This is a genomic window from Lentzea aerocolonigenes (assembly GCF_000974445.1).
Taxonomy (GTDB): Bacteria; Actinomycetota; Actinomycetes; order Mycobacteriales; family Pseudonocardiaceae; genus Lentzea; species Lentzea aerocolonigenes.
On record NZ_BBOJ01000005.1, the window covers coordinates 238,265 to 265,179 of the forward strand.

The 26,915-nt window shown below is 69.1% G+C and carries 19 protein-coding genes; 7 read left to right on the plus strand and 12 right to left on the minus strand.

Going from position 1 to position 26,915, the window contains the following annotated elements; all coding sequences use genetic code 11:
- The first annotated feature begins 2 nt into the window (after nt 1–2).
- The 4 genes from AOM45_RS11805 to AOM45_RS11820 are packed head-to-tail and all read left to right on the plus strand — an operon-like array spanning nt 3 to nt 6,637.
- Entirely contained in the window at nt 3–1,073 is a 1,071-nt protein-coding gene (locus tag AOM45_RS11805) for a HEAT repeat domain-containing protein (RefSeq protein ID WP_030470051.1), read from the plus strand.
- Nucleotides 1,074–1,107: 34 nt separating this feature from the next.
- A complete protein-coding gene (locus AOM45_RS11810; RefSeq protein WP_030470050.1) occupies nt 1,108–2,544 on the plus strand; it encodes a glycosyltransferase family 2 protein in 1,437 nt (478 codons plus the stop codon).
- Nucleotides 2,541–4,562, plus strand: a complete 2,022-nt coding sequence (locus AOM45_RS11815) for an ATP-binding protein (RefSeq protein ID WP_051784088.1) — start codon at nt 2,541–2,543, stop codon at nt 4,560–4,562. Before AOM45_RS11810 ends, AOM45_RS11815 begins: the two co-directional genes overlap by 4 nt.
- Before the next feature lie 29 nt (nt 4,563–4,591).
- Nucleotides 4,592–6,637, plus strand: coding sequence for an ATP-binding protein (locus AOM45_RS11820; protein ID WP_030470048.1), 2,046 nt, complete (start codon nt 4,592–4,594; stop codon nt 6,635–6,637).
- Between the two features lie 389 nt (nt 6,638–7,026).
- Here AOM45_RS11820 and AOM45_RS11825 read toward each other — a convergent pair whose 3' ends face one another.
- The 3 genes from AOM45_RS11825 to AOM45_RS11835 form a co-directional block, all read right to left on the minus strand.
- Nucleotides 7,027–7,821 (minus strand): sigma-70 family RNA polymerase sigma factor, encoded by a 795-nt coding sequence (locus AOM45_RS11825; protein ID WP_030470047.1) that lies wholly within the window; start codon nt 7,819–7,821, stop codon nt 7,027–7,029.
- Nucleotides 7,822–7,961: 140 nt separating this feature from the next.
- The gene (locus AOM45_RS11830; protein ID WP_030470046.1) at nt 7,962–9,101 is read right to left on the minus strand and encodes a beta-ketoacyl synthase N-terminal-like domain-containing protein; all 1,140 of its coding nucleotides are present in this window, start codon (nt 9,099–9,101) and stop codon (nt 7,962–7,964) included.
- 40 nt (nt 9,102–9,141) lie between these two features.
- Nucleotides 9,142–9,549 (minus strand): DUF6431 domain-containing protein, encoded by a 408-nt coding sequence (locus tag AOM45_RS11835; RefSeq protein ID WP_051784087.1) that lies wholly within the window; start codon nt 9,547–9,549, stop codon nt 9,142–9,144.
- Between the two features lie 46 nt (nt 9,550–9,595).
- On the opposite strand from AOM45_RS11835, the gene AOM45_RS11840 reads away from it, so the two are divergent.
- On the plus strand, nt 9,596–12,331 hold the full coding sequence (locus AOM45_RS11840) for a sensor domain-containing protein (RefSeq protein WP_030470044.1): 2,736 nt from the start codon (nt 9,596–9,598) through the stop codon (nt 12,329–12,331).
- Here the strand turns inward: AOM45_RS11840 and AOM45_RS11845 are convergent.
- Together AOM45_RS11845 and AOM45_RS11850 are read right to left on the minus strand one after the other, a co-directional pair.
- Nucleotides 12,307–13,899, minus strand: coding sequence for an ATP-binding response regulator (locus tag AOM45_RS11845; RefSeq protein WP_051784086.1), 1,593 nt, complete (start codon nt 13,897–13,899; stop codon nt 12,307–12,309). The two genes, AOM45_RS11840 and AOM45_RS11845, sit on opposite strands and share 25 nt — an antisense overlap.
- An 80-nt stretch (nt 13,900–13,979) precedes the next feature.
- Nucleotides 13,980–14,342 carry an Hpt domain-containing protein gene (locus AOM45_RS11850; protein WP_030470042.1) on the minus strand — a complete coding sequence of 121 codons (363 nt, stop codon included), beginning with the start codon at nt 14,340–14,342 and terminating at the stop codon, nt 13,980–13,982.
- A gap of 58 nt (nt 14,343–14,400) precedes the next feature.
- Here AOM45_RS11850 and AOM45_RS11855 point away from each other — a divergent pair, with 58 nt between their 5' ends.
- Together AOM45_RS11855 and AOM45_RS11860 are read left to right on the plus strand one after the other, a co-directional pair.
- A complete protein-coding gene (locus AOM45_RS11855; protein ID WP_051784085.1) occupies nt 14,401–18,315 on the plus strand; it encodes a PAS domain S-box protein in 3,915 nt (1,304 codons plus the stop codon).
- 110 nt (nt 18,316–18,425) lie between these two features.
- Nucleotides 18,426–19,220, plus strand: coding sequence for a prepilin peptidase (locus AOM45_RS11860; protein WP_236703315.1), 795 nt, complete (start codon nt 18,426–18,428; stop codon nt 19,218–19,220).
- A 3-nt stretch (nt 19,221–19,223) separates the two neighbouring features.
- Here AOM45_RS11860 and AOM45_RS11865 read toward each other — a convergent pair whose 3' ends face one another.
- From AOM45_RS11865 to AOM45_RS11895, 7 genes are read right to left on the minus strand one after another with little or no spacing between them, the layout of a single operon-like run.
- Nucleotides 19,224–21,281 (minus strand): hypothetical protein, encoded by a 2,058-nt coding sequence (locus AOM45_RS11865; RefSeq protein ID WP_030470039.1) that lies wholly within the window; start codon nt 21,279–21,281, stop codon nt 19,224–19,226.
- Nucleotides 21,278–21,928, minus strand: a complete 651-nt coding sequence (locus AOM45_RS11870) for a PulJ/GspJ family protein (RefSeq protein WP_236703318.1) — start codon at nt 21,926–21,928, stop codon at nt 21,278–21,280. Before AOM45_RS11870 ends, AOM45_RS11865 begins: the two co-directional genes overlap by 4 nt.
- A complete protein-coding gene (locus AOM45_RS11875) occupies nt 21,919–22,386 on the minus strand; it encodes a type IV pilus modification PilV family protein (protein ID WP_030470037.1) in 468 nt (155 codons plus the stop codon). The genes AOM45_RS11870 and AOM45_RS11875 overlap by 10 nt, the downstream gene beginning before the upstream one ends.
- Nucleotides 22,386–23,591, minus strand: a complete 1,206-nt coding sequence (locus AOM45_RS11880) for a type II secretion system F family protein (protein WP_030470036.1) — start codon at nt 23,589–23,591, stop codon at nt 22,386–22,388. The genes AOM45_RS11875 and AOM45_RS11880 overlap by 1 nt, the downstream gene beginning before the upstream one ends.
- Before the next feature lies 1 nt (nt 23,592).
- On the minus strand, nt 23,593–25,395 hold the full coding sequence (locus tag AOM45_RS11885; RefSeq protein ID WP_236703319.1) for a GspE/PulE family protein: 1,803 nt from the start codon (nt 25,393–25,395) through the stop codon (nt 23,593–23,595).
- Nucleotides 25,392–26,486, minus strand: coding sequence for a type IV pilus twitching motility protein PilT (locus AOM45_RS11890; protein ID WP_051784084.1), 1,095 nt, complete (start codon nt 26,484–26,486; stop codon nt 25,392–25,394). The genes AOM45_RS11885 and AOM45_RS11890 overlap by 4 nt, the downstream gene beginning before the upstream one ends.
- 50 nt (nt 26,487–26,536) lie before the next feature.
- A complete protein-coding gene (locus AOM45_RS11895) occupies nt 26,537–26,872 on the minus strand; it encodes a competence type IV pilus major pilin ComGC (RefSeq protein WP_030470033.1) in 336 nt (111 codons plus the stop codon).
- Between the last annotated feature and the right edge of the window lie 43 nt (nt 26,873–26,915).

The following is a 26,915-nucleotide window of genomic DNA, read 5'->3' on the forward strand; positions in this document are numbered from 1 at the left end:
CGATGGGCTCCGCCATCATGCTGGCGGGCGCGGTGTCGACCGTGGTGCTGGGGGTGCTCATCACAGCACACCACCTGACGTCGGCGCGCCGCCGTAGTCGCCGTGAGCGGGAGGCACAGCGGTTGCGGCCGCTGGTCTTCCGGCTGCTCGGCGATCCGGGGCTGCTGCCGGAGCTCGTCGCGCTGGACCGCCGGGCGTGGGCCGCGGTGGAGCCGACCGTGATCTCCTTGCTGGGCAACCTCAGTGGCGCGGTGCGTGAGCCGTTGGTCGACCTGCTCACGCACCGAGGGGTCCTCGACTCGGCGCGTCGTGGCCTGCGGGCCAGACGAGCGCGCGCGCGGGTCGAGGCCGTCCACGTGGTGGGGTTGTTGCGCAGCAAAGAGGATCTGCCGCGGGTGGTGTCACTGATGGCGGACCCTCGTCCAGAGGTCCGGGTGGCAGCCGCCAGGGCATTGGGCGGCCTTGCGGATGCGCGGGGTGCCCGGCCGCTGCTCGGTGGCCTCAGTTGCTCCCGGCCGGTGCCTGCGCACGTCGTGGCGCACTCGCTGCTGGCGCTGGGCCCCACGGCGAATCCGGTGATCATGGACGCGCTGCGTCATCCACACGCGACGGTCCGTGCAGTGGCGGCGGAAGTGCTGGGATTCGGAGGCGTGGTGGCGGCGTTCCCCTTGCTCGTCCGCCTCCTGCGCGAGGACGCCGAGCTGCCGGTCCGGCTGGCCGCCGTGCGCGCGCTCGCCCGGACGGGGACACCGGCCACAGCCGCGGTGCTGATCGGGTTCGTCGGCAGGGGAAGTCCCTCCGAGCTGCGGATCGCGGCCGCGGAGGCACTCGGCGCACTCGGCGACCCGGCTGCCGCGGACACCCTGGGTTTCCTCCTCGCCGAGGAGCCGCATCGGTTGGCGCACAACGCGTCCCGTTCCCTGCTGCGGCTTGGCGACCACGGTCGCGACATCCTCTCGCGCGTGGCGGGCGGAAGTCTCGGCCCAGCCGCCGCCGTGCACGCCATCGAGGCGCTGGCGTGGAACCAGATCACCCACGAGCGCCTGGCCGCGGCGGCTCGAGGTCACACGTGACGACCCCTTCCGCCGGCACACCCACGGGGGCGGCGTGATCCTGAACGCCGTCGAGGTGGCCGGCCTCGCGGCGGCGTGCTACTTCCTGCTGATCAACTGCAGCTACCTCGTGTTCCTGTCGATCGCGGCGGTGGAGTTCACGCGGGAGGGCAGGCGCACACCGTTCCTGGCGGTGGACGAGTTGTACGCGGGTCCGCTGACCAACGCCGTGTCGGTGCTCATGCCCGCGTACAACGAGGAGGCGGGCATCGTCGAGGCGGTGCGGGCCATGCTCGCCCTGCGCTATCCCGTGTTCGAGGTCGTGGTCATCGACGACGGGTCCACGGACGAGACGTTCGCTCAGCTCGAAGCCGAGTTCCAGCTCGTGAGTCTGCCCGCTGTCGTGTCCGACGAGCTACCGCGGCGGGGTGTCGTGCGTTCGGTGCACGTTCCCGCAGTCCGTGCGATCCCGCTCGTGGTGGTGCGTCAGGAGAACGGGGGGAAGACCCGTGCGCTGAACACCGGGCTGTGCCTCGCCCGGCATCCGCTGGTGTGCATGGTCGACGCGGATTCCATTTTGGACCCGGACGCGTTGATGAGCGTGGCCAGGCCGTTCCTCGACGACCCGTTCCGGGTCGTCGCCGCCGGTGGTGCCGTCCGCGTCGCCAACGGGTGCCGGGTGGTGGCCGGCCGGCTGGTCGACGTGCGGATGCCGAGGCGGCTGCTGCCCGCGATCCAGGCCGTGGAGTACCTGAGGGTCTTCCTGCTCGGCCGCACCGCGTGGTCGCGTTTCAACGGCCTGCTGGTGATCTCCGGAGCGTTCGGGCTGTTCCGCCGTGATGTCGTGGTGGCGGTGGGCGGGCTCGACCCGGACTGCATGAGCGAGGACGCGGAGCTGGTGGTCCGGATCCACCGGAAGATGCGGGACGAGGGCCAGGACTACCGGATCGTGTTCGTGGCCGAACCGGTGTCGTGGACGGAGGTGCCGGACACCGCGCTGGTCCTCGGCCGCCAGCGCAAGCGGTGGAACCGCGGCCTCGCCGAGATCCTGCTGAAGCACCGGCGGATGATCGGCAACCCGAAGTACGGCGTCGTGGGGCTGTTCACGTTGCCGTACCACATGCTGTTCGAGCTGATCACCCCGCTCGTCGAGTTCGTGGCGGCGCTCGTGCTGGTGTTGGGCCTCACGACGGGCGCGATCACTCTGTCGTTCGCGGTATCCCTTTCGGCGGCGGCCTACGGCTTCGCGTTCCTGATCTCCGTCTTCGCGCTCACCGTCGAGGAGTACTCGTTCCGCCGGTACCACCGGTGGGCGGACCTCGGGCTGGCTCTCCTCGCGGCGCTCGCGGAGAACGTCGGCTACCGGCAGCGGACCGCACGCTGGCGGATGTGGGGCGTGTGGGCCGCGCTGCGCCGGTCCGAACGCTTGTGGGGAGTCATGCCCCGGCGAGGATTCGATGTTCCGACACCCCGAGGGGGCAGACGGCCATGAGCTCAGGACAGTCCTTCCGGCGCTTGCTCGTCCTCACGTTCGGGCCGCTCGTGGCCGTCGTCCTGATCCTGCTGGCGCTCGGCGTGGGAGCGGTCTCGGCGGCCACGAGCTCCGTGGAGGAGCTGACGTCCCGCGTTCAACCGATGCAGAAGCTGAACTCCGAGCTGCGCGGGATCATGCTGGACAGCTCCCGCGGCCTGCGCGGGTACACCTACAACAGCGACGCGGCCTTCCGCGATGCCTACGACCGAGGTCGCCAGAGCTACGCCAGAGTCAGGGACGAGCTACTTCAGCTGTCCGTGCCGGCCGAGCGACAGACGGCACTCAAGATGACCGAGTTGGCGGACCGGTGGTTCTCCGTGACGGCCGCTGTCCGAGAGGCTCAGCCGGCATCGGCGGACACGCCGGCGCGGCTCGCGGCCGGCGCGGTGATCATGGACGAGGTCCTGGAGACCAGTGCCCGGCTTGCCGAGGCACTCGACACCACCAGCGCCTCGTTGAGGCAGAGCAGTGTCGAGACCCGGCGCCAGGTGATGCTCGCCCTGATCGGTTGTGGAATCGTTGCCATCCTGCTGGCGGGCGGCTCGGCGATCGCCACCGGGCAGCGGCTCGGCACGTCGATCACCGCGCTGCAGGACACGGTGAAGAGGTGGGCCGAGGGTGACGCGAAGGCTCGCATCCCCGTGCAGGGCATCGCGGAGCTCCAGGACGTCGCCCGGTCGATCAACACGCTGGTCGACGAGGCCGCCAAGCTGCACGAGGTGGAGCTGGAACGGCAGCGCCACCGCGAGATCGCGGCCGGCATCGGCCTGAGGATCAGAGAGCATCTGGACGTCGACGCGGTCGTCGAGCTGGCGACCGCGGAGATGGGGAAGCACTTCGACGCCGAGCGGGTGTGCGTCTGGCTGACCGAGGGCGCGCCCGAGGACACCTGCGCCGACCTCGTCACGCCGGAATGGCACCGGCCTGAGCTCGCTCCGCTCGGATCGTCGCTGACCTCGGAGGAGCGCATGTTGCCGGTGGCGCCGCTGCGCCGGCTGTACGCGAGCCGCCGCTGCATCGAGGTGGAGAACGCCGGGGAGGCCGCCAGATTGGGGCTGCCCGCCGCACTGCGAGACCGCGCGGTGCTGGTCCTGCCGTTCGGGCGAGGGGAGAGCGTGCTCGGAGCACTGGTCCTCGCTCGCCCCGGCGCCGGCTGGCGGACCGTCGAGATGGACGCCCTCGAGCACGTCGCGGCCGATCTCGGCCGCGGCGTCGACCAGGCCAGGCTCTACCAGGAACAGCAGTTGCTCGTCCGGGAGCTGCGCGCGCTGGACCGGAGCAAGACCGAGTTCGTGTCGAACGTCTCCCACGAACTGCGCACACCGATGACCAGCATCGCCGGATACGTGGAGCTGCTGCGAGACGGAGACGTTGGCACGATCAACGACAATCAGCGGAAGATGCTGGACATCGTCCACCGCAACATGACCCGGCTCCGGGGACTGATCGAGGAGCTGCTGCTGCTCGCCAAGCTCGAGTCGGACGCCGTCACCATCGAGGAAAAGCCTGTCGACGTCGGCGAGCTCGTCGACGGTGTCGTCGAGGCGCTGCGACCTGCCGCGGACGTGGGTGGGGTTCGCCTGGATCGCGAGAACGTCGGAGAACCGGTGGTGTGCGGCGACGCGGCGCAGCTCGACCGCGTGCTGACCAACCTGCTGTCGAACGCGGTCAAGTTCACGCCGGCCGGAGGTGACGTGCGGGTGACCTCCCGCCGGTGTGGCGACGGCTGGGTCGAGGTGAAGGTCAGCGACACCGGCATGGGTGTTCCGGAGGCAGAGCAGCACGCCATGTTCACCCGGTTCTTCCGGGCGACCAACGCGACGGAGCAGGCGATTCCCGGTTCCGGCCTGGGGCTCGCGATCGTGCGGCAGATCGTGCGCAGGCATGGTGGGCAGGTCTCGCTCACCTCCACCGAGGGCGCGGGCACGACGGTGACCGTGGTCCTGCCAGAGGACCGGACGGGAGAAACGCCGTGAACAGGACGTCGACGACTTGGCCGCAAGCGATGACGGAGCGGCGGGAGTTCAGCCCGTCGGTGCTGATCGCCGCCACGCTCGGCCGGGCCCCGATCGCGGGAGTCGCGCTGCTCGAAGGGGACGAGCTGGAGCTGCACGAGGTGCGGGGCATGCCCCACGGCCAGGACGAGTTGCTGCCGTTGTGCAGGCAGACCGTGGAAGCGGACGACCTGGTCTTGTTTTCACAGCCACGACGGTCGGCGGGCAGGGCCGTCCACTTCTTCGCCGGTGTGCCCGTGCGCGGTGACGACCGGCGGCCGGTCGGCGTGCTGTTCATCGCCGCCCGCGAGGTCCGGAACCTCGGCCACGATGCGCTGGAGGCGTTGCTGGCATTGGGTCGTCAGCTCGAACGTCAGCTCGACGCCGACCGGGCAGTGCGCGCGGTGGAGGCGCGCAGCCGGATGGTGTCGATGGCACACCGGGCGTCCGACCTCACCGAGGTGCTCCGGTTCTGCCTGGACGAGGTGTGCGTTCACTCCGGGTGGCCGGTCGGCCACGTGTGCGTTCCCGCCGACGACGGAACCGGCGAACTGGTGTCGGCGAAGTTGTGGCACGGTGCGGACGACGGCGGTCCCGCACGGTTGCGGGAGATCCTGTGGGACACCAGGGTGTCGCCTGGCGTCGGCCTGTGCGGTGAAGCCGCGGACAGCCTCCGTCCCAAGTGGATGGCCGACCTCGACTTGCCCGAGCTCGGTGTGGGCAGCGGGTTCGCGTTCCCCGTGCACTGCGAGAGCGGCGTGGTCGCGGTGCTGGAGTTCTACGATCCCGGCGTCCGCCGTCCCAGCCCGCTGGTGCTCGACCTGGTCACCGAGCTCGGGCGAGAGGTGGGTCTGGCAGTCGCACGGATGTCCGACCGGGCGGAGCTGGTGCGCAGCCAGACGACGTTGCGGGAGACCGTGCGCCGGCTGCGGACGATCATCGGTACTGCGCACGACGCGTTCATCGCGCTCGACGAGGATGGTTGCGTCACCGAGTGGAACGCGGCGGCCGAGCGGATGTTCGGCTGGCCGCACGCCGACATCATCGGGAGGCTCCTCGCGGACACCGTTGTGCCGGAACGGTTTCGTGCCGACCACGTGGCTGGGATCGCGCGTCTCAAGGCCACCGGCGAAGGGTCGGTGCTCGGCAGGCAGATCGAGCTCGCCGGTCTGCGCCGCGACGGACAGGAGTTCCCGATCGAGCTGTACGTCTGGCAACCGCAGCCGTCCGGTCCCTACCGCTTCAACGCCTTCGTCAGGGACGTCAGCGAGCGCAAGGAAGCCGAACGCGCCCTGCGTGACGCGTACTCCCGGGAGCAGGAGGTGGTCGAGGAGCTGCGCGGACTCGATCGGATCAAGACCGACTTCATCGCCAACGTGTCCCACGAGCTGCGCACGCCCCTGACCAGCATCTCGGGATACCTGGAGCTGCTGGTGGACGGGGTCGCCGGAGACCTGACCGACGACCAGCAGGAGATGACGTCGATCATCCAGCGCAACACCGGACGGTTGTTGCGGCTGGTCGAGGACATCCTGACCGTCGGCAAGATCGACTCGGGTCAGTTCCAGCCCGCCGTCGAAGCGACGGAGCTCGGTGCTCTCGTGGAAGCCGCTGCGAAAAGCGTCGAACCGGCCGCGATCAGGAAGGCGATCACCCTGGTTCGCCAGCTGGGAGCCGAACCGATCGTGGTGCGGGCCGACCCGAACCAGCTCGACCGGGCGCTGATGAACGTGCTGAGCAACGCGGTCAAGTTCACCCCGGCGGCAGGCTCGGTGGTGATCCGCGTGCGGCGCGTCGGCAACGAGGTGCGGATCACCGTAGCGGACACGGGGATCGGTATCGCGCAGGACGAGCTGCCCAAGTTGTTCACCCGGTTCTTCCGGTCGTCGCTCGCGATCGAGCACGAGATCCAGGGCACCGGCCTGGGGCTCGCCATCGTCAAGCACATCGTGGAGAGGCACGGCGGCGACATCTCGGTGGCCTCCCGGCCAGGCGAGGGAACGATGGTGGCCATCGTCCTGCCGATCGATCCGGACGTGGTGTCGGCGCAACCGTAGGGCAACCGAACATGACCGGGTCGCGCTACTGGGGGCTAGGTTGCGACACGGCGTCACGCCACCCGGAAAAATCATCAAATCGTATTAGGAGATTTCCTCTAAAACGCGCGTAATGAGAGGAGCTACGGCTGGGTCGGTGCTGCGCGCTCGGCGGCAGGCGGAGCGTTGGCAAGGCTCTGTCGGCGACTCCTGGCTGTGCCTGAAGCTGACGAGGTGCCGGCTCGGCAACGTTGACGCTCACCTCGACCACGTTCAGCTGCGAAAGCGCCCCGCATCGGCTCCCGGGCCACATCCCTGGACCAGGCACCTGGTCCTCGGCCGCGGGTTCGTCGAAACTCGTCGAAGCGCCGGATGGCGACATCGACGCGGCGTGACGATCACGCGGCGGCTCAGGCGGCGAGACGACTGCGGAGCGTGCCACGCGTGGCCACCTCCGCGAAGTACGCCTCTCGTTTGCGTGCGGCCCGGCCGGACAGCGGCTCGGCGACCAGGTCGCGGTCGAGCTGCGCGTTGACGCCGTCCCGGAGCAGCGCGAGTGCCTCCGCGCGCATGTGCGAGACACGGGACTCTCCGACCCCCAGCTCCTCGGCGATGTCGGCCATCGAGCGGTCCTGCAGGAAGTACCTGACGACAACGGTGCGGAGGTTGGCGGGCAGTGCATCGATCGCGTCCCGCAGGTAGCCGAACCGCTCACGCAGCAGCACGACGTCTTCAGGACCGGGAGCCCGTTCGCGGACGAGGAGGTCCGCGGTTTCCTGGGTGACGCCCTGGAGGCTGACCGTCGCCGCTCGCTGCACGTCGTGGTGCCACGAGATCACCTCGCGCTCTGACACCCCGAGCACCTGGGCGAGCTCGGCCGCGGTGGGCGTGCGGCCGAGTGCCGCCACCAGCTCGTCCTCGGCGGCCTGGAGCTCTCGGGCCCTGGTACGAACCGAGCGGCTCGCCCAGTCGAGGGTGCGGAGGTGGTCGATGAGAGCGCCGCGGACCCGGATGCACGCCACGTGCCCGAAAGGCGCCTCGCCCCGATAGCTCCGTGCGCACGCGACCAGCGCGGTCAGCCCGGCCGACACGAGGTCGTCCCGGTCGATGTGTGCGGGCAGCCTGCGTGCCAGCTGCCTGACCTCGCGGTCGACCAGAGAGAGGTGACCGCTCACCAGTGCCTCAACTTCGCTGATCAGTGCCATGAGGACAGTGTTCGAGCGTTCGGTGAGCGCAGCGGTTTCCGCTCGGGTGCAGAACGGTAGTAGGAACCAGGATGTGCTGCTCAAACCGCCCGGTGGTGGGGACACCACGGGGCGGTTCGAGGTTTGGGACTCCTTCCGGCTCAGCTGGGAGGAGCGAGCACCACGACCGAGTTGTGGCCGCCCATGCCGAGCGACGACTTGACCGTGATGCCGTCAGTCAGGGGAGTGGGACCGTCGAGCAGCTGGGGATGGGCCCGCGCCACTGTGGGTGATGCCGGCACGATCCCCCGTTCGCACGCCAGGGCTGCCGAGGCGACCTCGATCGCCGCCGCCGCGCCCTGACAGTGCGCCGTGAGCGGTTTGACCGAGTAGATGCCGGTGTCCCGCCTGAAGAGCGTCTCCACCACGGCCGACTCCGCCCGGTCGCACTGCGCGGTGCCGGGCCCGTGCGCGTTCAGGTATCGCACGGAGTCGGCGCTGACGCCCGCGTTCGCGAGCGCGTCCCGGAAACAGGTCATGACCTGCGTCAGGCCGGGCTCGATCGACGTGACGTGATGGGCGTCGTGTGACATCGCGCCACCGAGCAGGTGCAGGTAGGGAGTGGCCGCCTGCTTCGACAGCACCATCGCGACCGACGCCTCGCCGACGGTGAACCCGCGACTGCCCTCCTGGAAGGGCCGGCATCCGTCCAGCGGGTCGGTGTCGGTGACAGCGACGCCGAGCCGCACGAAGTGGCTCACGTTCTCCGGCGTGGCGGAGAGGTCGGTGGCCACCAGCACCACGTCGTCCACCACACCGGCGTCCAGCCACGACTTCGCCGTGATCAGCGCGGCGTTGCCGGAGGCGCACATCGCGGACACGTTCATCGCCGGGCCGTGGAACCCGTACTCCTTCATGAGGGTCGACATCGGCGTCGACGGCATGAGGGCGAGGAACTCCCTCACTGAGACGCGCTGGTCGCGGGCGAGGTGGAACTCCCGCCAGAGATCCACCTCGCCCAGCACGACCGCGTGCAGGAGTCCCACTCGCCGACCGGGGCGCCAGCCGCGGCGGCCGGCGTCCGTGATCGCCTCGCGTGCCGCGCCTCGCATCGCCCGCGCGAACCGGCTCTGTCCGTCCTCGGGAGAGCCGCCGTCCGGGACGAGTGCCACCCAAGCGTCCTTCGCTCCGTAGCCGCCGACCAGGTGCGCTGCGGGCTTGCCGCTCACCAGCCCGTCCCACAGCTTCTCCCGGCCCCAGCCGTAACCGCTGACCACTCCGATGCCACAGATGCCGATCATGTCTTGTCCTTTCTTCGAGGTCGTGCCCCTCAGAGCGGACTCAGTTCCCGGGACCTGACGAGAACCGTCCCGGGACATGGGGCGGACTCGTGTTGCGGCGGAAAGCGCGCAGCCAGTCCCGCACGGTGGTCTCCGGCAGGCCGAGGATCAGCGCGATCCGGCGGTAACCCTTTCCTCCCAGGTGCGCGGCGATCGCCTCGCGGATGACCGGCGCCGCGTACGCCCGCCGCAGCACCATCCAGTCCGGTAGCAGCACGTGGGTGCGGCGGCAGTCGGCGCACCTGGCTCGGCGCGGGCGCACCTTCCGGTCCGCGACACCCCGGAACCGCACCACGCGTTCGCGCGCCGAGCCCCACGGCCGCAGCGCTCCCCGGCACACCGGGCAGCAGAGCCGTCCGGCGTGCAGCGACTCCTCCAGCACCGACTTCGTCCCGCTCGTCACATTCATGCCCAATTCTCGTCAGGTCCGCCGTGCACCTGCCGCTAAGAGAGGCATGGACATCGAGGTGAAGTTCGATCAGGACGTCGTCGACCTGGCGCCGTCCACCGACGCCCCGGTCATGTGGTGGTTCGACTTCGCGACGAACTGCCCCACGTGGATGCCCGGCATGGCCGAACTGCTCGGCGTGCCGCACTACACGGACACCGAGATCCGGCCCCTGCTGCTGAGCCTGGTCGATCCGCTGGTCGTCGCCGCGCAGGCCGCCGCGGTGTGGCAGGACTTCGTCCTCGAACTGCCCCACTCGTTGCCGGACGGCACCACGAGGTGGATCCAGCTGCGGGCTTGCGTGTCCGGTAGCGCCACGGCGAGGAGCCTCACCGGTGTCGCCACCGACGTGACGAAGCGGCACGCGGACCAGCAGGCGCTCGCCGACCTCGCCGACCGCTACCGGTTGCTCGTCGAGCTCAGCCCCGACGCGATCGTGGTCCACGAGGCGGGTGTGCTGACCTACACCAATCCCGCGGGGATCCGCTTCCTCGGCGCGGGCACGGCCGAGGAGCTCATCGGTCGTCCGATCACGGACTTCGTCCATCCCGCTTCGGTGCCGGACATGATGCGCCGGATCACCGGGCTGACCACACCCGGCGCGGCCACCGAACCCTCTGGCGCCACCATCGTGAGGTTCGACGGCGGCACGATCGACGTCGAAGTGGTGTCCGTGCGGACGACGTGGGAGGGCAGGCCGGCCTTCCAGGTGATCCTGCGCGACGTCACCGCGCAAAAGGCCGCAGAGGCCACCCTGCACTACCAGGCGGCACTGGTCGCGCACGTCAGCGACGCGATCATCGCGACCACCGCCGCGGGCGTCGTGACGACGTGGAACCCCGCCGCCGAGACGGTGTACGGCCGTTCGGCGACCGAGGCCGTCGGCAGGCCGGTCTCCTTGCTGGTCGGTGCGCCGCTCGATCCCGCCGCGATCGTGCGCCTGGGCGGCATGGACCGGGCGGTGCACCGGCGTTCCGACGGCACCACCCTCGTCATCAGGGTGTCGGCCGCGGAGATGGACGACGGCTACGTGCTGGTGTGCGCGGACGAGACCGCGCGGCGCCGTGCGGAGCAGCACTTCACGACAGTCGTCGCCTCACTGGAGGAGGGGGTTCTGGTGGTGGGCCCGACCGGTCTGGTCGAGTCGGCCAACCCGGCGGTGGAACGGGTCCTCGGCATTCGCGCGGAACGCCTCATCGGATCGCCCACGACCGCGTGCCCGCTCTACGACGAGCGAGGCGTCCGCCTGCCGGAATCGGAATACCCGTGCGTGCAGACCCGGCGGACCGGTCTGCCGCACAACGGGCGTGTAGTCCGTGTGCACAGGCCCGACGGACAGGACATCTGGCTGTCGGTGAGCTGCCGGCCGCTCAACCAGGTGAACACGTACCCGGCCTCCGTGGTCATCTCGTTCACCGACATCACCGAGCGCAAGTCGATCGCCGCCCGTCTCGAGCACGACGCCACCCACGACGGGCTGACGGGACTCGCGAACCGGACGCTGGTCATCCGGCACCTGTCGTCGCGCTCGGGCCCGCTGGCGGTGCTGTTCGTCGACCTCGACAAGTTCAAGGTCATCAACGACTCGCTCGGACACGCCGTCGGCGACAAGGTGCTGAGGATCATCGGCGAGCGGTTGCAGAGGAACGTCCGCGGCGGTGATCTCGTCGGCAGGCTCGGCGGTGACGAGTTCGTGGTCGTCGCCCGCAACATCGCCAGGGCCGACGTGTGCGGGCTCGCCGAGCACCTGCGGGACGCCGTCGTCGCCCCCCTCTCCGTCGACGGACGGCAGCTGCACATCGACGCGAGCATCGGCATCGTCGTCACCGGTCCCGGTGATGCGCGCACCGGCGAGGACCTTCTCCGCGACTCCGACGTCGCGATGTACCAGGCGAAGTCCCAGGGCCGAGGCCGGTACGTGTTCTTCGACGTCGACCTCCGCGAGAAGATGCAGCGCCGCCTCCAGCTCGAAGGGGATCTGCGCGAGGCCGCGTCGAACGAGCAGCTCACGGTCGTCTACCAGCCGATCGCGGATCTCAGGAGCGGCCGGGTGGCGTCCGTCGAGGCGCTCCTGCGGTGGAACCACCCGGTGCACGGGTCGATCTCACCCGCCGAGTTCATCCCGCTGGCCGAGGAGAGCGACCTGATCAACCTCGTCGGTGACCACGTCCTGCGGACGACGACCGGGGAGGTCGGCGTGGTGCGTTCCCAGGTCGGGACGGAATGCGACCTGGCGGTGAACCTGTCGCCGCGCCAGCTCGAGGACCCCCGGCTGGTGACCGCGGTGCAGGACGTGCTGCGCACCACCGGCATCGTCCCGAGCACGCTCTGCCTCGAGATCACCGAGAACGCGCTGATGAGGGACCCCGCGGTCGCGGGTCGGACGCTCAGGGCGCTGCGTGAGCTCGGAGTGCGGCTCGCCATCGACGACTTCGGCACCGGTTACTCGTCTCTGGCCCAGCTCCGCAGGCTGCCGATCGACCAGCTGAAGATCGACAGGTCCTTCGTCTCCGCGTTGGGCGAGAGCCGAGAGGCGGAGGCGATCGTCGGCAGCATCGTGATGATGGCCCACGCGGTGAACCTCACCGTCGTCGCCGAAGGCGTGGAGACCGAAGAGCAGCTCGACGTGCTGCGCCGACTGGACTGCGACAAGGTGCAGGGTTTCCACCTCGGCAGGCCGACCTCGCCGGACCTGCTGCCGGACCGCCTGCCGGAAAGTCAGCCGTCCACGGCGGGCAGGTAGACGTCGATCGTCGTGCCCTCCCCGACGGTCGAGGAGATGACCAGTTCGCCGCCGTACCGGCGGACTATTCTGTACACAGTGGACAGACCAAGTCCGGTGCCCTGTCCCACCGGCTTGGTGGTGAAGAACGGATCGAGCACGTGCTCGAGCACGTCCGGCGGAATGCCTTCCCCGGAGTCCACGACGGTGAGCTTGACGTAGCGGCCCTGTGTGAGCGGACCGGTGTCCGTGTCGACCACGTGGTTGCGGGTGCGCAGGACGAGCGTGCCGCCCGCGGGCATCGCGTCCCGTGCGTTCACCGCGAGGTTGAGCACTATCTGGCCGAGCTGACCGCTGTCGACGAAGACCCGCCGCAGGCCGGGTTCCCTGTCCTCGACCATCTCGATCATCGAGCTGAGCAGTGGTACGAGCAGCGTCTCGATCTCGTCGAGAAACTCGTTGACGTCGACCGGTTCTGGCGCGGCGATGTCGGGCCGCCCGAACGCCAGCAGCTGGGAGATCAGGCGGCCGGCTCGGGTGCCCGCCCGAACCACGCCGTCGAGGCTCTTGCGCAGGGACCCGGCGATCGCGGAGTCCACGGCGCCGTTCTCCGCGCCCGTCTCGGTCGTGTCCTGGGCGATGCTCGCGTGGCCGAGGATGGAGGTCAGGATGTTGTTGAAGTCGTGCGCCACACCGCCGGCCAGCTGGCCGAGGCTCTCCAGCCGCTCGGCCACCCGCAGCCGGTGGTCCAGTTCGCGCTGCCGTTCCTCCGCCCGGATCTTCTCCGTGATGTCGTCGACGACACCGACGCACTGGAGCATCCGTCCGTGTTCGTCGTACGCGTTGTGCAGGCTGATGTCGAGCCACCGGCCACCGCCGGGGCGTTTGACGGGCCACTGGTTGCGGATCAGTCCGTCCTGCCTGCCCGCCAGCACCTCGGCGAGTTCGCGGTCGCCCTCCAGGCCGATGGCGGCCTGCCACGCGAGGCCGGTCAGCTGATCCGCCGAGCGACCGAGGATCGTGGTGAGCCGGGTGTTGACGTTCACCGCGGTTCCCGCAGTGTCGACGAGGAGAATCCCCACCGGGGCCGACTCGGCCATCAACCGGAACTGTTGTTCGCTGCGCTGTGTCTCGCGGACCTTCTCGACCAGCTTGGTGTTGACGATCCGCAGGTGTTCGCGTGTCAGGCCCTCGTCGATCGGGATCGGCTCGCACGACCGCTCGTCGTCCAGTTCGGCGTCGATGACCTCCAGCAGCTTGGCGGGATCGTCGGTCTTGGTCACGACGTGGCGGACGCCGTACCCGAGGGCGAGCGGGGCGGCCTCGTGATCCAGGTAGTTGGCGGTCGCGAAGATCACGGGGACGCCGGCCGTCTCCGGTTTGGCCCGCAGCTCGCGCACGAGCTGGTAGCCGTCCATCCGCGGCATCATCACGTCGGTCACCACGAGATCGGGAATCTCGTCGGTGATCCGGTCCAGCGCCTCGACACCGTCGCCGGCCTCCAGCACCCGGTGCCCGTGACGGGTGAGCAGAGTGCGCATCAGATCGCGGTTGATCGGGAGGTCGTCGACGATCAGGACAGTCGCCATGCGCTCATCTCCTGGTACGTCAACGTTTCCGCCACAGTAGGGACACCGGGACGACGTGCAACTCGATCTTGTGCGGAGCGCTACATCCCGGCGGTTGCGCGGGTCGCGCGTGCGTAACCGGTGCGCAGCTCGGCGACCACTGCCGCGGCGCCCGCGATGTCGCCCGACTTGAGGCGCGCACTGAGCTCGCCGCAGGAGTCGACCACGTCGACGGCGCCGATGTGGCCCGCGAGACTGGTCAGATCGTGTGCCTGCTCTCTGGCGGTCTTGCTGTCGCGGGCGGCGACCGCCGCCGCGATGGCGTCGATGTGGCGGGGCGCCGCGGTGCGGAACGCGCTGAGCACGCGCGCGGCGAGGTCACCGGGTTCCGCCGGGCGGCCGAACCGGAGCTGGGCGAGCCGTTCGGTGATCGCCGAACGCAGTTCCTCATCCGATATGATCATGGTGATTCACCCTTGCGGGGTGTGAGCGTTGCAACTTTTCGCACGTACCTTACGCCACATGGAGTACTCGGCAAGGTCGGCGCTCCGGTCGTCCCGCATCGTCGGGTCGACCGTGGTGATCGTGATCGCGATTGCCGGCATCACGTTGCTCGGGCACGCCACGGGCGTGCGGATCTTGACGTCGATGGTTCCCGGCGCCGCCACGACGAGGTCGATCTCCGCGCTGATGCTCGTGTTGCTGGCGTTCGGGTTGTGGTTGATCGCGCCCGCCGCGGCGAGCACGCCGCGCCGGCGTGCGGGACAGGCGCTCGGTGCGGTGGTGGCGCTGACCGGGGCGCTCGTGGCGGCGGAGTACCTGACCGGGTGGCATTTCGGCGTCGACACGCTGCTGTTCCCGGCCCGCGCGAGGGAGTGGGCGGTCACCAGCTTTCCCGGACGTCCGTCGCCGCACACCGCGGTGGCGTTCGTGTTGTCGGGCCTCGCACTGGTGTTGATGGACACCGACGGTCGACGTGGACACCGGCCTGCCGCCGTCCTGGCTCCGGCCGGCGCTCTCGTTGCCACCACGGCACTGCTCGGGCACGCGTACGGTCTCACGTACCTCGCCGGTGACTCGAGGGTCGGTCAGATGCCGTTCAACACGGCGCTGTGCCTCATCTTCCTCTCCACCGGCCTGGTGGCGTGCCGTCCGGACAGGACAACAGCGAGAGTGTTCCTCGGCGGTGCCGAGGGCGGAGACGTGTTCCGCCAGCTGAGGCTCGCGATGACCGTGTTGTTCGTGCTGTTCGCCTTGCTGTTGAACGCGGTGGGCGACAAGGACGCCGGCTCCCAGAACGCCGTCATCACCGTGTCCACCGCCGCGACGGTGCTGATCCTCTACGCGGTGTTCCTGCGAGCCGGGTCCGATTTGGACAGAGCGGGCCGGACACAGCGAAAACTGCTCTCCGAGCTGCGCCGGGAACGCGACTTCAACCGCACGGTGCTGCGGTCGCTGCGCGAAGGCGTGCTCATCGCCGATCCTCGCGGGAAGGTGCTGGAGGTCAACCCTCGCTGGTGCGAGATCACCGGATATCACAAGGAGAAAGCGGTCGGTGCCGAACCGCCGTACCCGTGGCTGCCGGCCGGCTCCGGCGCTGTCGCCGAGGACGGCGCGGAGGAGGACGTTCTCCTGTGCCGCCACGACGGCACCGAGATCGCCGTTCAGATGACCACCACGAGGGTGTGCGACGAGGAGGGGACCCGGCTGATCGTCAGCAGCTACCGGGACCTCACGTCGCGCAACAAGGCCGAAGCCGAGCGGCAACGGTCCGCGGAAAGGCTCGACCACTTCTTCGACATCTCGACCGACCTGCTGTGCATCGCCGGCACCGATGGTTACTTCAAGCACCTCAACGCCGCCTGGGAACGCACGCTCGGCTATACCGCGGAAGAGCTGAAGAGCCGGCCGTACGTCGACTTCGTCCATCCCGACGACGTGGCGAGGACCGCGGCCGAGAGCGCGGAGCAGGTCGCGTTGAACCGAACCACCCTGATGTTCGACAACCGGTACCGCTGCCGTGACGGCTCCTACCGGTGGCTCACCTGGAACGCGGTCCCCATCCCGGACGAGGGACTGGTCTACGCGGTGGCTCGCGACACCACGGCACAGCGGGCCGCCGATGACGCCGCCGCACGTCTGGCCGCCATCGTGAAGGGCACCGACGACGCCGTCATCGGTCAGACCCTCGACGGCATCATCACCAGCTGGAACCCGGCAGCGGAACGCCAGTACGGCTACACCGCCGAGGAAGCTGTGGGCCGGTCCATCGACCTGATCGTGCCCGCAGGTGAACGCGACGAACTCGGTGGGCTCCTGCAGACCGACGGCGACCAGTCGATCCGGTTGCACGACATCGTGCGGGTCCGCAAGGACGGCAGCCGCCTGCACGTGGAGGTGAGCGTCTCGCCGATCCGCGACAGCGCCGGTCAGATCGTCGGCGTCTCGTCCATCGCCCGCGACGTCACCGAGCGGATCAAGGCCGAACAACGGTTCCAGCAGCTCGTCCTCGCCGCGCCGGACGCGATGCTGATCGTTGACGAGCACGGCACGATCGTGCTGGTCAACGAACAGACCGAACGCCTCTTCGGGTACCGCCGCGACGACCTGGTGGGCCAGTCGATCGAACTGCTGATCCCGGCGCGGTTGCGGCAGAAGCACATCGGTCACCGGCAGCGCTATCTGCAGGATCCGGTCCACCGCAGGATGGGCACCGGCATCGAACTGGCCGGCATGCGCCACGACGGCAGCCACATCCCGGTGGAGATCAGCCTCGCACCACTGGACACCGAGCAGGGCACACTCGTCTCGGCTGCGATCCGCGACATCAGCGAACGCCGCGAGGCCGAGCTGAAACTGGCCGACGCCCGCGACAAGGCGCTCGCCGCCGCGCAGCTCAAAACGCAGTTCGTCGCCATGGTCAGCCACGAGATCCGCACGCCGATGAACGGCGTCATCGGCCTGACCGACCTGCTGCTCCAAACGCCGCTGGAACCGTCCCAGCGCCGCTATGCCGAGGCGATCCAGACCTCGGGCCGCGCGCTGCTGTCGATCATCAACGACATCCTGGACTTCTCCAAGATCGAAGCGGGCAAGCTCAAGCTGATCCACGCCGAGTTCGAACTCGACAGGGTTCTCGAGGAAGTCGTGCAGGCCGTCGCCCAAGCCGCCCGCGACAAGCACGTCGAAGTCGTCTGCGACTACCCGCCCAACCTGCCCACCGCACTGCGCGGCGACGACGGCAGGCTGCGCCAGGCTCTGCTCAACCTCCTCGGCAACGCCGTCAAGTTCACCGAGGAGGGCAGCGTGCTGCTGCGCGCGGAACCCCAGGAGGACGACAGCCACCGGGTCACGTTCACGGTCCTGGACACGGGCATCGGCATCGCGCCGGAGGACCTGGCTCGCCTCACCGAACCGTTCTCCCAGGCCGACGCCGCCAGCACCCGCAGGTACGGGGGTACCGGCCTCGGCCTGACGATCACCAGGCAGCTGGTGGAACTCATGGGCGGAACCCTGGACATGGCCAGCAAGCTCGGGCAGGGCAGCCGCTTCTGGTTCACGATCGGCTTCGAGCCGCAGGAACACCCGGCCGCACAACGCACCCGCCTCCCCCTGCGCAGCCACATGACGGGCAACCGGTTGCTGGTGATCGACGACAATCCGACCAACCTGCACCTGATCAGCAGGCACGCCAAGGCCTGGGGCATGGACCCGACCGCGGTCTCCGACGGCCTGGCCGGTCTGGAACACCTGCGCGAAGCCGCACGGACCGACGTTCCGTTCGAGCTGGCGGTGGTCGACCAGCACATGCCCAGCTTCGACGGCGTCGCGCTGATCGACGCCATCGCCGCCGACGCGGGCATCCCTCCGGTCAAGGTGGTCCTGCTGACCTCCGGCTCGTACCGCGACGACCAGCGCGCCGAGGCCTCGGGCGCGGCTGCCCTGCTGCCCAAACCGATCGGCCCGTCCCAGCTCTACAACTGTCTGCTCGAGATCCTCACTCCGGAAACCAGTACGCCGAAGCCGCGTCACCCGGTGGAGACGCCTGCCACCGCGAGCCGCGGCTTGATCCTGCTGGCCGAGGACAACGAGATCAACCAGATGGTCGCCGTGGAAACCCTCACCATGCTCGGGTACCAGGTGGACGTCGCCCAGGACGGGTACGAGGTCCTCGAACTCGCGGACACCAGGCCGTACCTGGCGATCCTGATGGACTGCCAGATGCCGAGAATGGACGGCTACACCGCCACGGCTGAGCTGCGCAGGCGTGAGCACGGCGGCAGGCGCATCCCGATCATCGCCATGACCGCGCACGCCCTCGCAGAGGACCGCGACCGCTGCCTGGCCGCGGGCATGGACGACTACCTCACCAAGCCCATCGACTCGCACAAGCTGCAGCGGACCCTCGACGAGTGGAGTGCGAGCACCCTGGCCTGACCCGCCCGCGGAACACGACCGGCATCCTCCGAATTCGGGATGCACAGCATCGCGCCGGTCGGCGGTGATTACGTTCGAAGCCCGTGCCCGGCAGCGGAAAGGCATCGCACGTGACCCCACTGCTGCTCGTCGTCGTGACGCTGCTGGGCCTGCTCGCCGGCTCGTTCCTCACCACGGTCGTCGACCGGGTCCCACGTGGACAGTCGGTGGTCAGGCCGCGGTCGCGCTGCCGGACGTGCGGCAGTCCTGTCCGGAACCGGCACAACATCCCGGTGGTCGGCTGGGTGGTGCTGAAGGGCCGGTGCGCGGACTGCGGTACGCGCACCGGCCTGCACAACCCGTTGCTGGAAGCCGGAACGGCGGCGTTGTTCATCGCGATCGCCCGGCGCCTGGCAGACGGACCGCTGCTCAGCGCCCTGCCCGCGTACCTCTACTTCGCCGCGCTGGGGATCGCGCTCTCGATCATCGACCTGGAACACCACCGGTTGCCGGACGCGCTCGTCCTACCTGCCTACCCGGTCGTGGCGATCCTGCTCACGGCATCGTCGGTGGTGCGGAACGACTGGTCGTCGCTGGGCCGCGCCGCCGCGGGCGCCGCTGTGCTGTTCGGTTGTTACCTGGCGCTGGTACTGGCACATCCGCGCGGCATGGGGTTCGGCGACGTCAAGCTGGCCGGTGTCGTCGGGGGCGTGCTGGGCTACCTGTCCTGGTCGGCTCTGGTTGTCGGTGCCCTCGGCGCGTTCGTGCTGGGTGCTGTCACCGGTGTGGCGATGATGGCGGTGGGACGTGCCGGACGGACGACCGCGATTCCCTTCGGCCCGTTCATGATCGTCAGCGCGGTCGTGGCGGTGTTCGCCGCCGGGCCGATCGCCGAGGCCTACCTGGCGTTGCTGCGAGCGGTCTGACCGCTACCCCGGCGTCGACCAGCTCAGCACCGCGATCTTCCTGCGGCGGGCCGCGGGAGAGGCGGGATCGGAGTCGAACAACGCGACCCGGCTGCGCAGCGCGGGTGTGCCGGCCACCGCGCAACTCGCCGACTTCGGACACACGTAGGCGTCGAGGTACGCGCTCACCCCGAAGCCCGGTGAGTCGTCCGGCACCTCGATGACCGGGCCCGTGTAGGCGAAACTACCGGTCTCCTTGATCCACACGGCTCTGGCGATCGTGCCGAAGCGGAAGACCTGCTCCGAAGCGTTGTTGAGGGTCAGGTCCACCGCGGCGAGCGGTGCGTAGGTCGTGCCCTGGACGTAGAACTGGTTGCCCGAGTTGTTCACGGCGGTGATCAGCGCGCAGGTGGAGGAGCCAGAGCCCGTGTAGGGAGCGGCGACCACACAGCCGCTGGCCGCGCGGAACGCCGGTGGTGTGTAGCTCAGCTCGAGCTGAATCGCGTCGATGTCCTGGGTTTCGTCCACTTTGGAGTTGGTCGAGGCCGTCACGGCGATCGTCGCGCCGCTGAACGTGCCGGCGTTCACCGCTTTGGCGAGGGAACCGGTGCCCGTCGTGTCGAGCGGGACGGCATCGGTCCGCCACGACGAGGAGCCGGGTTGGCCTGCCGCGCTGCCCGTCACCGCGGTCGATCCGTTCGGTGTCAAGGAGATCGACAGCGGATCGGTGGCAGCGGTGTCGGAGTGCCGGTGCACCACCTTCACCGTCGCGGACCTCAACACGGAACCGGCCGGGATCGGCGACGGCGGGGTGAAGCCCTTCACGGTCACCGCACCGGTGGAGGCATCGCCCTTCTTGTACTTCCACGTCCCGAACGCGGTCCCGTCGGCATCGGCGAACACCGCGGCGTTCGTCGTGCCGAACTGTCCGGCGTCGGTGACCGTCGTGGGCTTGAGGGCGGTGGCTCCGGACAGCGCGACGGTCGGCGCGGCACCCGAGGTGAGCCCGTACACCGCGACCGGCGGCCTGCTGGTGCTGTACGTGCCGCAGATCTCCGCCTGTCCGGACTTCACCGCGAACCGGCTGTCACCACCGAAGATGAACTGCACACCGCGGGCGTTGGCGCCGTTGATCGGGTTGTCGCACGCGCCGGGGATCACCACGCCTGCCGGCGGTACTCCCGAAGCGGCGGTGGGCGTGCCCGCGACCAGGCGGCCGTCGTCGATCGTCCACACGTTCTCCGACGGCTTGAGCAGCGGGTTGCGGTCGGCGCCACCGTTGCGGAAGTCGAAGTAGTACACACCGGGTTTGAACCACCAGGTGCTGCCCCGGCACGCGCTGTTGCCCGCCATCATGTCGGTCAGGCCCTTCGCGTCGTCGTAGTGACCCGGTTCGAACACCACGGTCGAGTTCGGTGTCGTGCACGGAGGCAGCGCTCGCCAGGCAGGAATCGCCGACACCTCGGGCGCGTAGCGGGGATCGTCACCGAGAGCGTTCGCCGCGCTGTAGTTGCACGACGGCGGGGGCGTGCTTTGCACAACCCCCGTGCAGGCACCTCGCGCATAAACGGCCGCGTTGGTGTTGAGGGCACCGTTCACGACGTTGAGGCTGGAGTTGGAGAACACGGTGCCGTGCACCCTGAACGTGGAGGTCGTCGGCTGCTCGATGCGCACGCCGTCCTCGCCCGGGACCCGGCCGAGGGTGAGCAGCGCCGCGCCCGGCCGGTTGCACTGCGACACCGACGGGCAGTGGATCAGCACTTTGGCCGGCTCGCCCGTGCACCTGACCGCCGCCGAGTCCTGGCCGGAGATCAGCGGCAGGGACAGCGTGCTGCTCGTGCCGAAACACTGCTCGCCGGGTGCTCCGCTGAAGGTGCCGTTGCGCAGCGTGTTGATCGCGGACTTCATCGCGGCGTCCGCGGCGGACGTCGTGGCGGCCTGGTCCCGCAGAGCCATCGTCGCGCGGAGGTTGGTGTCGGCGAAGGACAGCAGAGCCGACAGGCTCAGCGCGATCACGGTGACGACGACGAGAACGAGGATCAGCGAGGCGCCGCTGTCGTCGCGGCGCAACCGTCGGATCATGTCTGCCTCCGCTGGCCGCTGAGCGTCACCGGGTAGGGCGCGGCGCCTCCCGTCTGGACGGTGAACGAGAGCGTCACCCGCTCGGGCGGCGTGCTGCCCGTGCAGGAACTGGAACAGGTGACCGACACCGTTGCGGGGTCGACGTTGTGAGCGATCGCGGTGTCCGACACCGGCGTGGGCGCCGGCCCCGAGCACTTCATCCGCCACAGTTCGGTGGCCGGCCCCACCGGCTTCAGGTAGTAGGCGACGACGTCGGTCGCGGCCACCGGAGGCGCGGCCGAGGTGTTCCAGTTGTCGGACAGGAAGCGGACGACCGCGACCGGTGTGGCGCTGGTACCGCAGACCGTCGCGCCCGCGTTGAACGCGGCCGCGGTCTGGACGGACGCCTTGAAGGGCACGGTGCCGGTGGAGTCGACCGCGCCGCTGTAGTCCCGCACGCCGAGCGAGGCGACGTCACCCGCGAAGTACGCCGCACTGATCTGTGCGTCGTGCGACAGGACCATCCGCTCGAAGGCGGCGTCCGAGACACGCAGGTAGCCGATGATCGCGTTGGCGAGCGGTGCGGTGATCACTGCGAGCACCGCGACGGCGATCAGCAGCTCGATCAACGTCACGCCCGCGTCGTGGTGGCGGGTGGTCAGTCGCACGGCGGATCCACTGGCCGGCACGGCTTGCGCAGCGTCAGCACGAGCGTCTCGGTCGCGCGGGCGTCGGCGCTCGTGACCTGAGCTGTGAGCTGCTGCAGCCCGGTGTCGGCGGAGCACGCCGGCTGCCAGCCGCTGCCGTTCCAGTACCGCATCGAGCCCGGAACGACGGAAACGCTGTAGCCGGCCGGAGCGGTGAAGCCCGCAGGTGACGCGTACGCGGACGCCGCGGCGCAGTTCACATAACCGCCGCTGGTCACCGTGGCGTTGATCGCCTCGGCGTAGTTGCGCAGCACCGATCCCGCGGTGGCCTGCTTGCGGTGGACGTCGGAGACCAGCACGCTGGTGCCGAGCCCGGCCATGACCGCGACGAGCGCCGTTGCCATGATGGACACCGCGACGACCAGCTCGATCAGAGTCTCGCCGCTCTCACGCGAGGGTGCCGGGCATTGCGCGGCCATCACTGGTTCACCTGGTCGAAGACGCCGTACATCGCGGACACCAGTGCGACGGCGACGAAGCCGACGATCAGACCCATGACGACGATGACGGCCGGTTCGAACATCGCGGTCAGCTTCTTCAGCTTGTAGTCCAGCTCGCCCTCGTAGTAGTGGGCGGTGACCTCGAGCTGGGCTTCGAACGTGCCGGTCTCCTCGCCGACGCGCATCATGCGTGCCGCCGTTCCGGGAAACAGGCCGGTCGCGGAGAGCGGGCCCGCGAGACCCTCGCCCTCGATCATCGCCTCGGCCACGTGGGCCAGTGCGCGCATGAACACCACGTTGCGCAGCGAGTCGGTCGCCACCCTCAAGGCCTCGGGCAGCGGGACACCGGCACCCGCCATGGAGGAGAGGATGCGGCAGAACCGTTCCACGAGGGCGTACTCGACCGCGATGCCGACGACCGGCACCTTCAGCAGCAGGTAGTCCCTGGCGTGGCGGCCACCGGGCGTCCTGACGGCGATCAGGTACGAGACGACCAGCGCCACGAGGCCGCCCGCCAGCGCCCACCACCACTGGCTGATGAAATCGGTGAACGCGAGCAGGATCCGGGTGGGCAGCGGAAGCGTGGCGTTCATGTTCGCGAAGAAGACCTTGAAGCGCGGCAGGACGAAACCCGCGAGGACGGCGACCGTCGCGATCGCCATCAGCACGATCATCGACGGGTACACCAGCGCTGACTTGATCTTCCGGCGTGCCTCCAGATCCCGCTCGAGGTACCTCGCGAGCTGATCCAGAACGACGTCGAGCTGACCGGTGAGCTCGGCCGAACGCAGAATGCCCCGGTAGAACTCGGGAAAGATCCGAGGGTGGTTGTCGAGACAGTCGGAGAGCCGGTTGCCGTGTCGCAGGCCCTCCTCCACATCGCTCATCATTCGGCGCACGGAGGGGTTGGAGGCCTCGACGCCGAGGCTGTGCACCGCGTCGATGATCGGGAGGCCCGCGCGGATGAAGGCGCCGAGCTGCCGCGACAGGTGCATGACCTCCTCGCGTTTGACCCGCTTGGGGGACAGCTCGACGTCGAGCACGTGTCGCCGCTCGGTGAGTTGAACGCCGCGCAACTGGCGCTCGGACAGCGCTGCCTCGGCCGCCTCCCGGTTGGCGGATCGCTGCAGGCCGCTCGCCGGCTGACCCTCCGAGTCGATGGCGACGTAGGTGTACTTGGGCATCTCAGCTCCCCATGACGTAGATGCTGCGCAACACCTCGCTGAGGTTCGTGACGCCGTCCTCGACCAGGCGGGCCGCATCCTCCTTCAGGGTGCACATGCCCTCGTGCCGGGCGGTCTTGCGGATCTGGTCGTGCGGTGCGCGGTTCAGCACCATCTCCCGGATCGCGTCGGTGATCTGCATCAGCTCGTAGACCCCGATTCGTTCGAGGTAGCCGGTGCGGGCGCAGAAGTTGCAGCCGGTGCCGCGGACATAGCCGCTCTTGGGCGTGCGGCCGCCCATCGACTCGTAGAGCGCGAGCTCCTCGGCCGACGGTGTGTACTGCTCGATGCAGTAGCCGCACACCCGGCGAACGAGGCGCTGGGAGACCACCGCGGTCACCGACGAGGCGACCAGGAACGGCTCGATGCCCATGTCCAGCAGGCGGTGCAAAGCGGACGCCGCGTCGGTCGCGTGCAGTGACGACAGCACGAAGTGGCCGGTGAGTGCCGCCTGGACGGCGATGCGCGCGGTCTCCACGTCGCGGACCTCGCCGACGAGGATGATGTCGGGGTCCTGCCGCAGGATCGACTTCAGGCCGCCGGCGAAGGTGATGCCCGCCTGCTCGTTGATCTGGATCTGGTTGATCGACGGGAACACGTACTCGACGGGGTCCTCGATCGTCATGATGTTGCGGTCCGGGCTGTTGAGTTCGCGCAGTGAGCCGTACAGGGTGGTGGTCTTGCCACTGCCGGTGGGGCCCGCGCAGATCACCATGCCGTACGGGGAGCGCAGGAGCGCGCTGTAGCGCGTGGCCGTGGCGTCGTGCATCCCGAGCTGCTCCAGCCGGAACAGCGGCCTGCTCTTGTCCAGCAGACGCAGCACGACCTTCTCTCCGCCGACGACCGCCGTGGTCGAGACCCGGATGTCCACCTCGCGGTCCTCGACGTCCATGCTGATCTGCCCGTCCTGCGGGCGACGACGTTCGACGATGTTCATCCCCGCGAGGATCTTGATCCGGCTGACGACCACCGGTCCCATCGACTCGGGCAGGTCGAGCACGTGGTGCAGCGCGCCGTCGATCCGGTAGCGAACGCGCACGCGGTCCTGCTGGGGCTCGATGTGCACGTCGGACGCGCGGTCCCGCAGCGCCTGCGTGATGATCATCTGAACGACCTGCACGACGGGAGCGTTCTCGTTCGCCACCACCGTGTCGGCCGCGTCGGCCACCTCCCGGCGCTGCCGGTCCTGCTCCTCGAACGCCTCGACCTTCGAGCGGACCCCTGCCAGCGCGCGATAGCTGCGACTGATCGCGGCCATGATGTCCGAGTGCGCGGCCACCTTGGCCTTCACCAGCAGGCCGGTGACGTCACCGAGGATCTTGATCGTCGCGGCGGACGGCGCGGCCACGGCGACCACCACCTCGTCGCCGTCGAGCTCGATCGGGATCGCGATCAGGGCGCGTGCGGTCTCCTCGGCGAGCAGTTCGATCGCGGACGCTTCCGGTGTCACCTCCCGCAGATCCACGACGTCGAGCGAGTGCTGCTTCGCCACCATCTCGGCGAGCGTTCGCTCGGTGAGGGCACCCTGGTCGACCAGGTACTCACCCAGGCGCTTGCCGCCGGGCTGATGGGCCGCCTCGAGCGCATGGGCCACCTGCTCACGCGTGGCGAGGTTGGCGTCGATGAGCATCTCGCCGAGCCGGCTTCCACCGGCCACGATCGTCTTGTCCTGCGTGGTCGCCGGCTCCGGTGGTGCCGCGGGGGCGTGTTTCGGGGTCCCCTCGGGGACTTCCGGGATCGACCGGTTGCGTTTGCCCAGCCTCATGTCCGCACGCCCGCTCGTGGCCGGGGAGTCGTCTCGACATCCGAGGGGTGAAGGCTGCGGGTGACCGCTTCTTCGTAGTCGACCTCGCCTGCGACCACCAGTTCGGACAGCGACTGCTCGAAGGTCACCATGCCCTCCCTCCGGCCGGTGACCAGGGCGTTCCGCAGCTGGTGCGTGCGTCCCTCCCTGATGAGGTTGCGCACCGAGGTGGTCGCGACCAGCACCTCGTGGGCGGCGATGAGCCCGCCGCCGATGCGTGGCAGGAGCCGCTGGTAGACGATTCCGGTGAGTGCCGCGGAGAGCTGCACGCGCACCTGCGCCTGCTGCTCGGCGGGGAAGGCGTCGACGATGCGGGCCAGTGCCTGCGCCGTGTCGTTGGTGTGCAACGTCGCGAACACGAGGTGGCCGGTCTCGGCGATGGTGAGCGCGAACCGGATGGACTCCAGATCCCTCATCTCACCGACGAGCAGGACGTCGGGGTCCTCCCGCAGTGCGGAACGCAGAGCAGCGGCGAAGGACGCGGTGTCGGTGCCGACCTCGCGCTGGTTGACGGCCGAGCGCCCGTGCTCGTACACGTACTCGATCGGGTCCTCGATGGTGAGGATGTGGCAGGCGCGGTGGTGGTTGATCTGGTTGATCAATGCGGCCAGCGTGGTCGACTTGCCGGAGCCGGTCGGCCCCGTGACCAGCACCAGGCCGTGGTGCCTTCGAGTGAACTCGCGCAGCACGGGCGGTAGGCGCAACTCCTCCATGGTGGGGATCCGGCTGGGCATCATCCGCAACGCCAACGCGGTACGCCCGCGCTGGCTGAACGCGTTGCCGCGGATGCGGGCGCGGCCACTCCATCCGAACGAGAAGTCGTATTCGTGACTCGCTGCCCACGCCGCCGACTGGCTCGGCGTGAGCAGCTCGCCCAGCATCGCCTCCGTGTCCTCGCCAGTGAGCGCCCGCTGCCCCTCGACGGGGCGCAGCATGCCCTGAACCCTGATCTGGGGCGGCATGCCCGCGGTGAGCAGAAGGTCGGTACCACCGGCGGCGGACAACGCTTCGAGCAGCGCGTCGACACGCTCGCGCTGATCATCAACCTTCACGACAGGCCTCCTGTGCGAGGTGGGTCAACGGACTTCGCGTCACATCGGCGTCAGGTGCAGGCGCCGCTCGCGATGACCGCCTTGTCGCTGTTGATCGAAATCGTGTAGCCGTTGTCGGTACGCGGCACCTGCTTGAGGAAGCCCTCCGTGACGAGGTCGGTGAGGCTCGCCGCCTTGGTGCCCTTCTTCGCGTAGTAGGCCTCGGCGGCCACTTCGACGTTCTTCTTGTCGGCGAGGCAGGCGGCTTCCTTGCCCTCGTTGTTGAACGCCTGCACGGCGAACACGGTGACGCCGGCGAGCACGCCGAGGATCACGATGACGATCAACAACTCGATGAGCGTGAACCCGTGGTCGGCCCGGACAGTCGCTCGACAATCCTGATTCATGACGTCCTCCTCGTGAAATCACTTCACTTCCTCGACCGCAGGC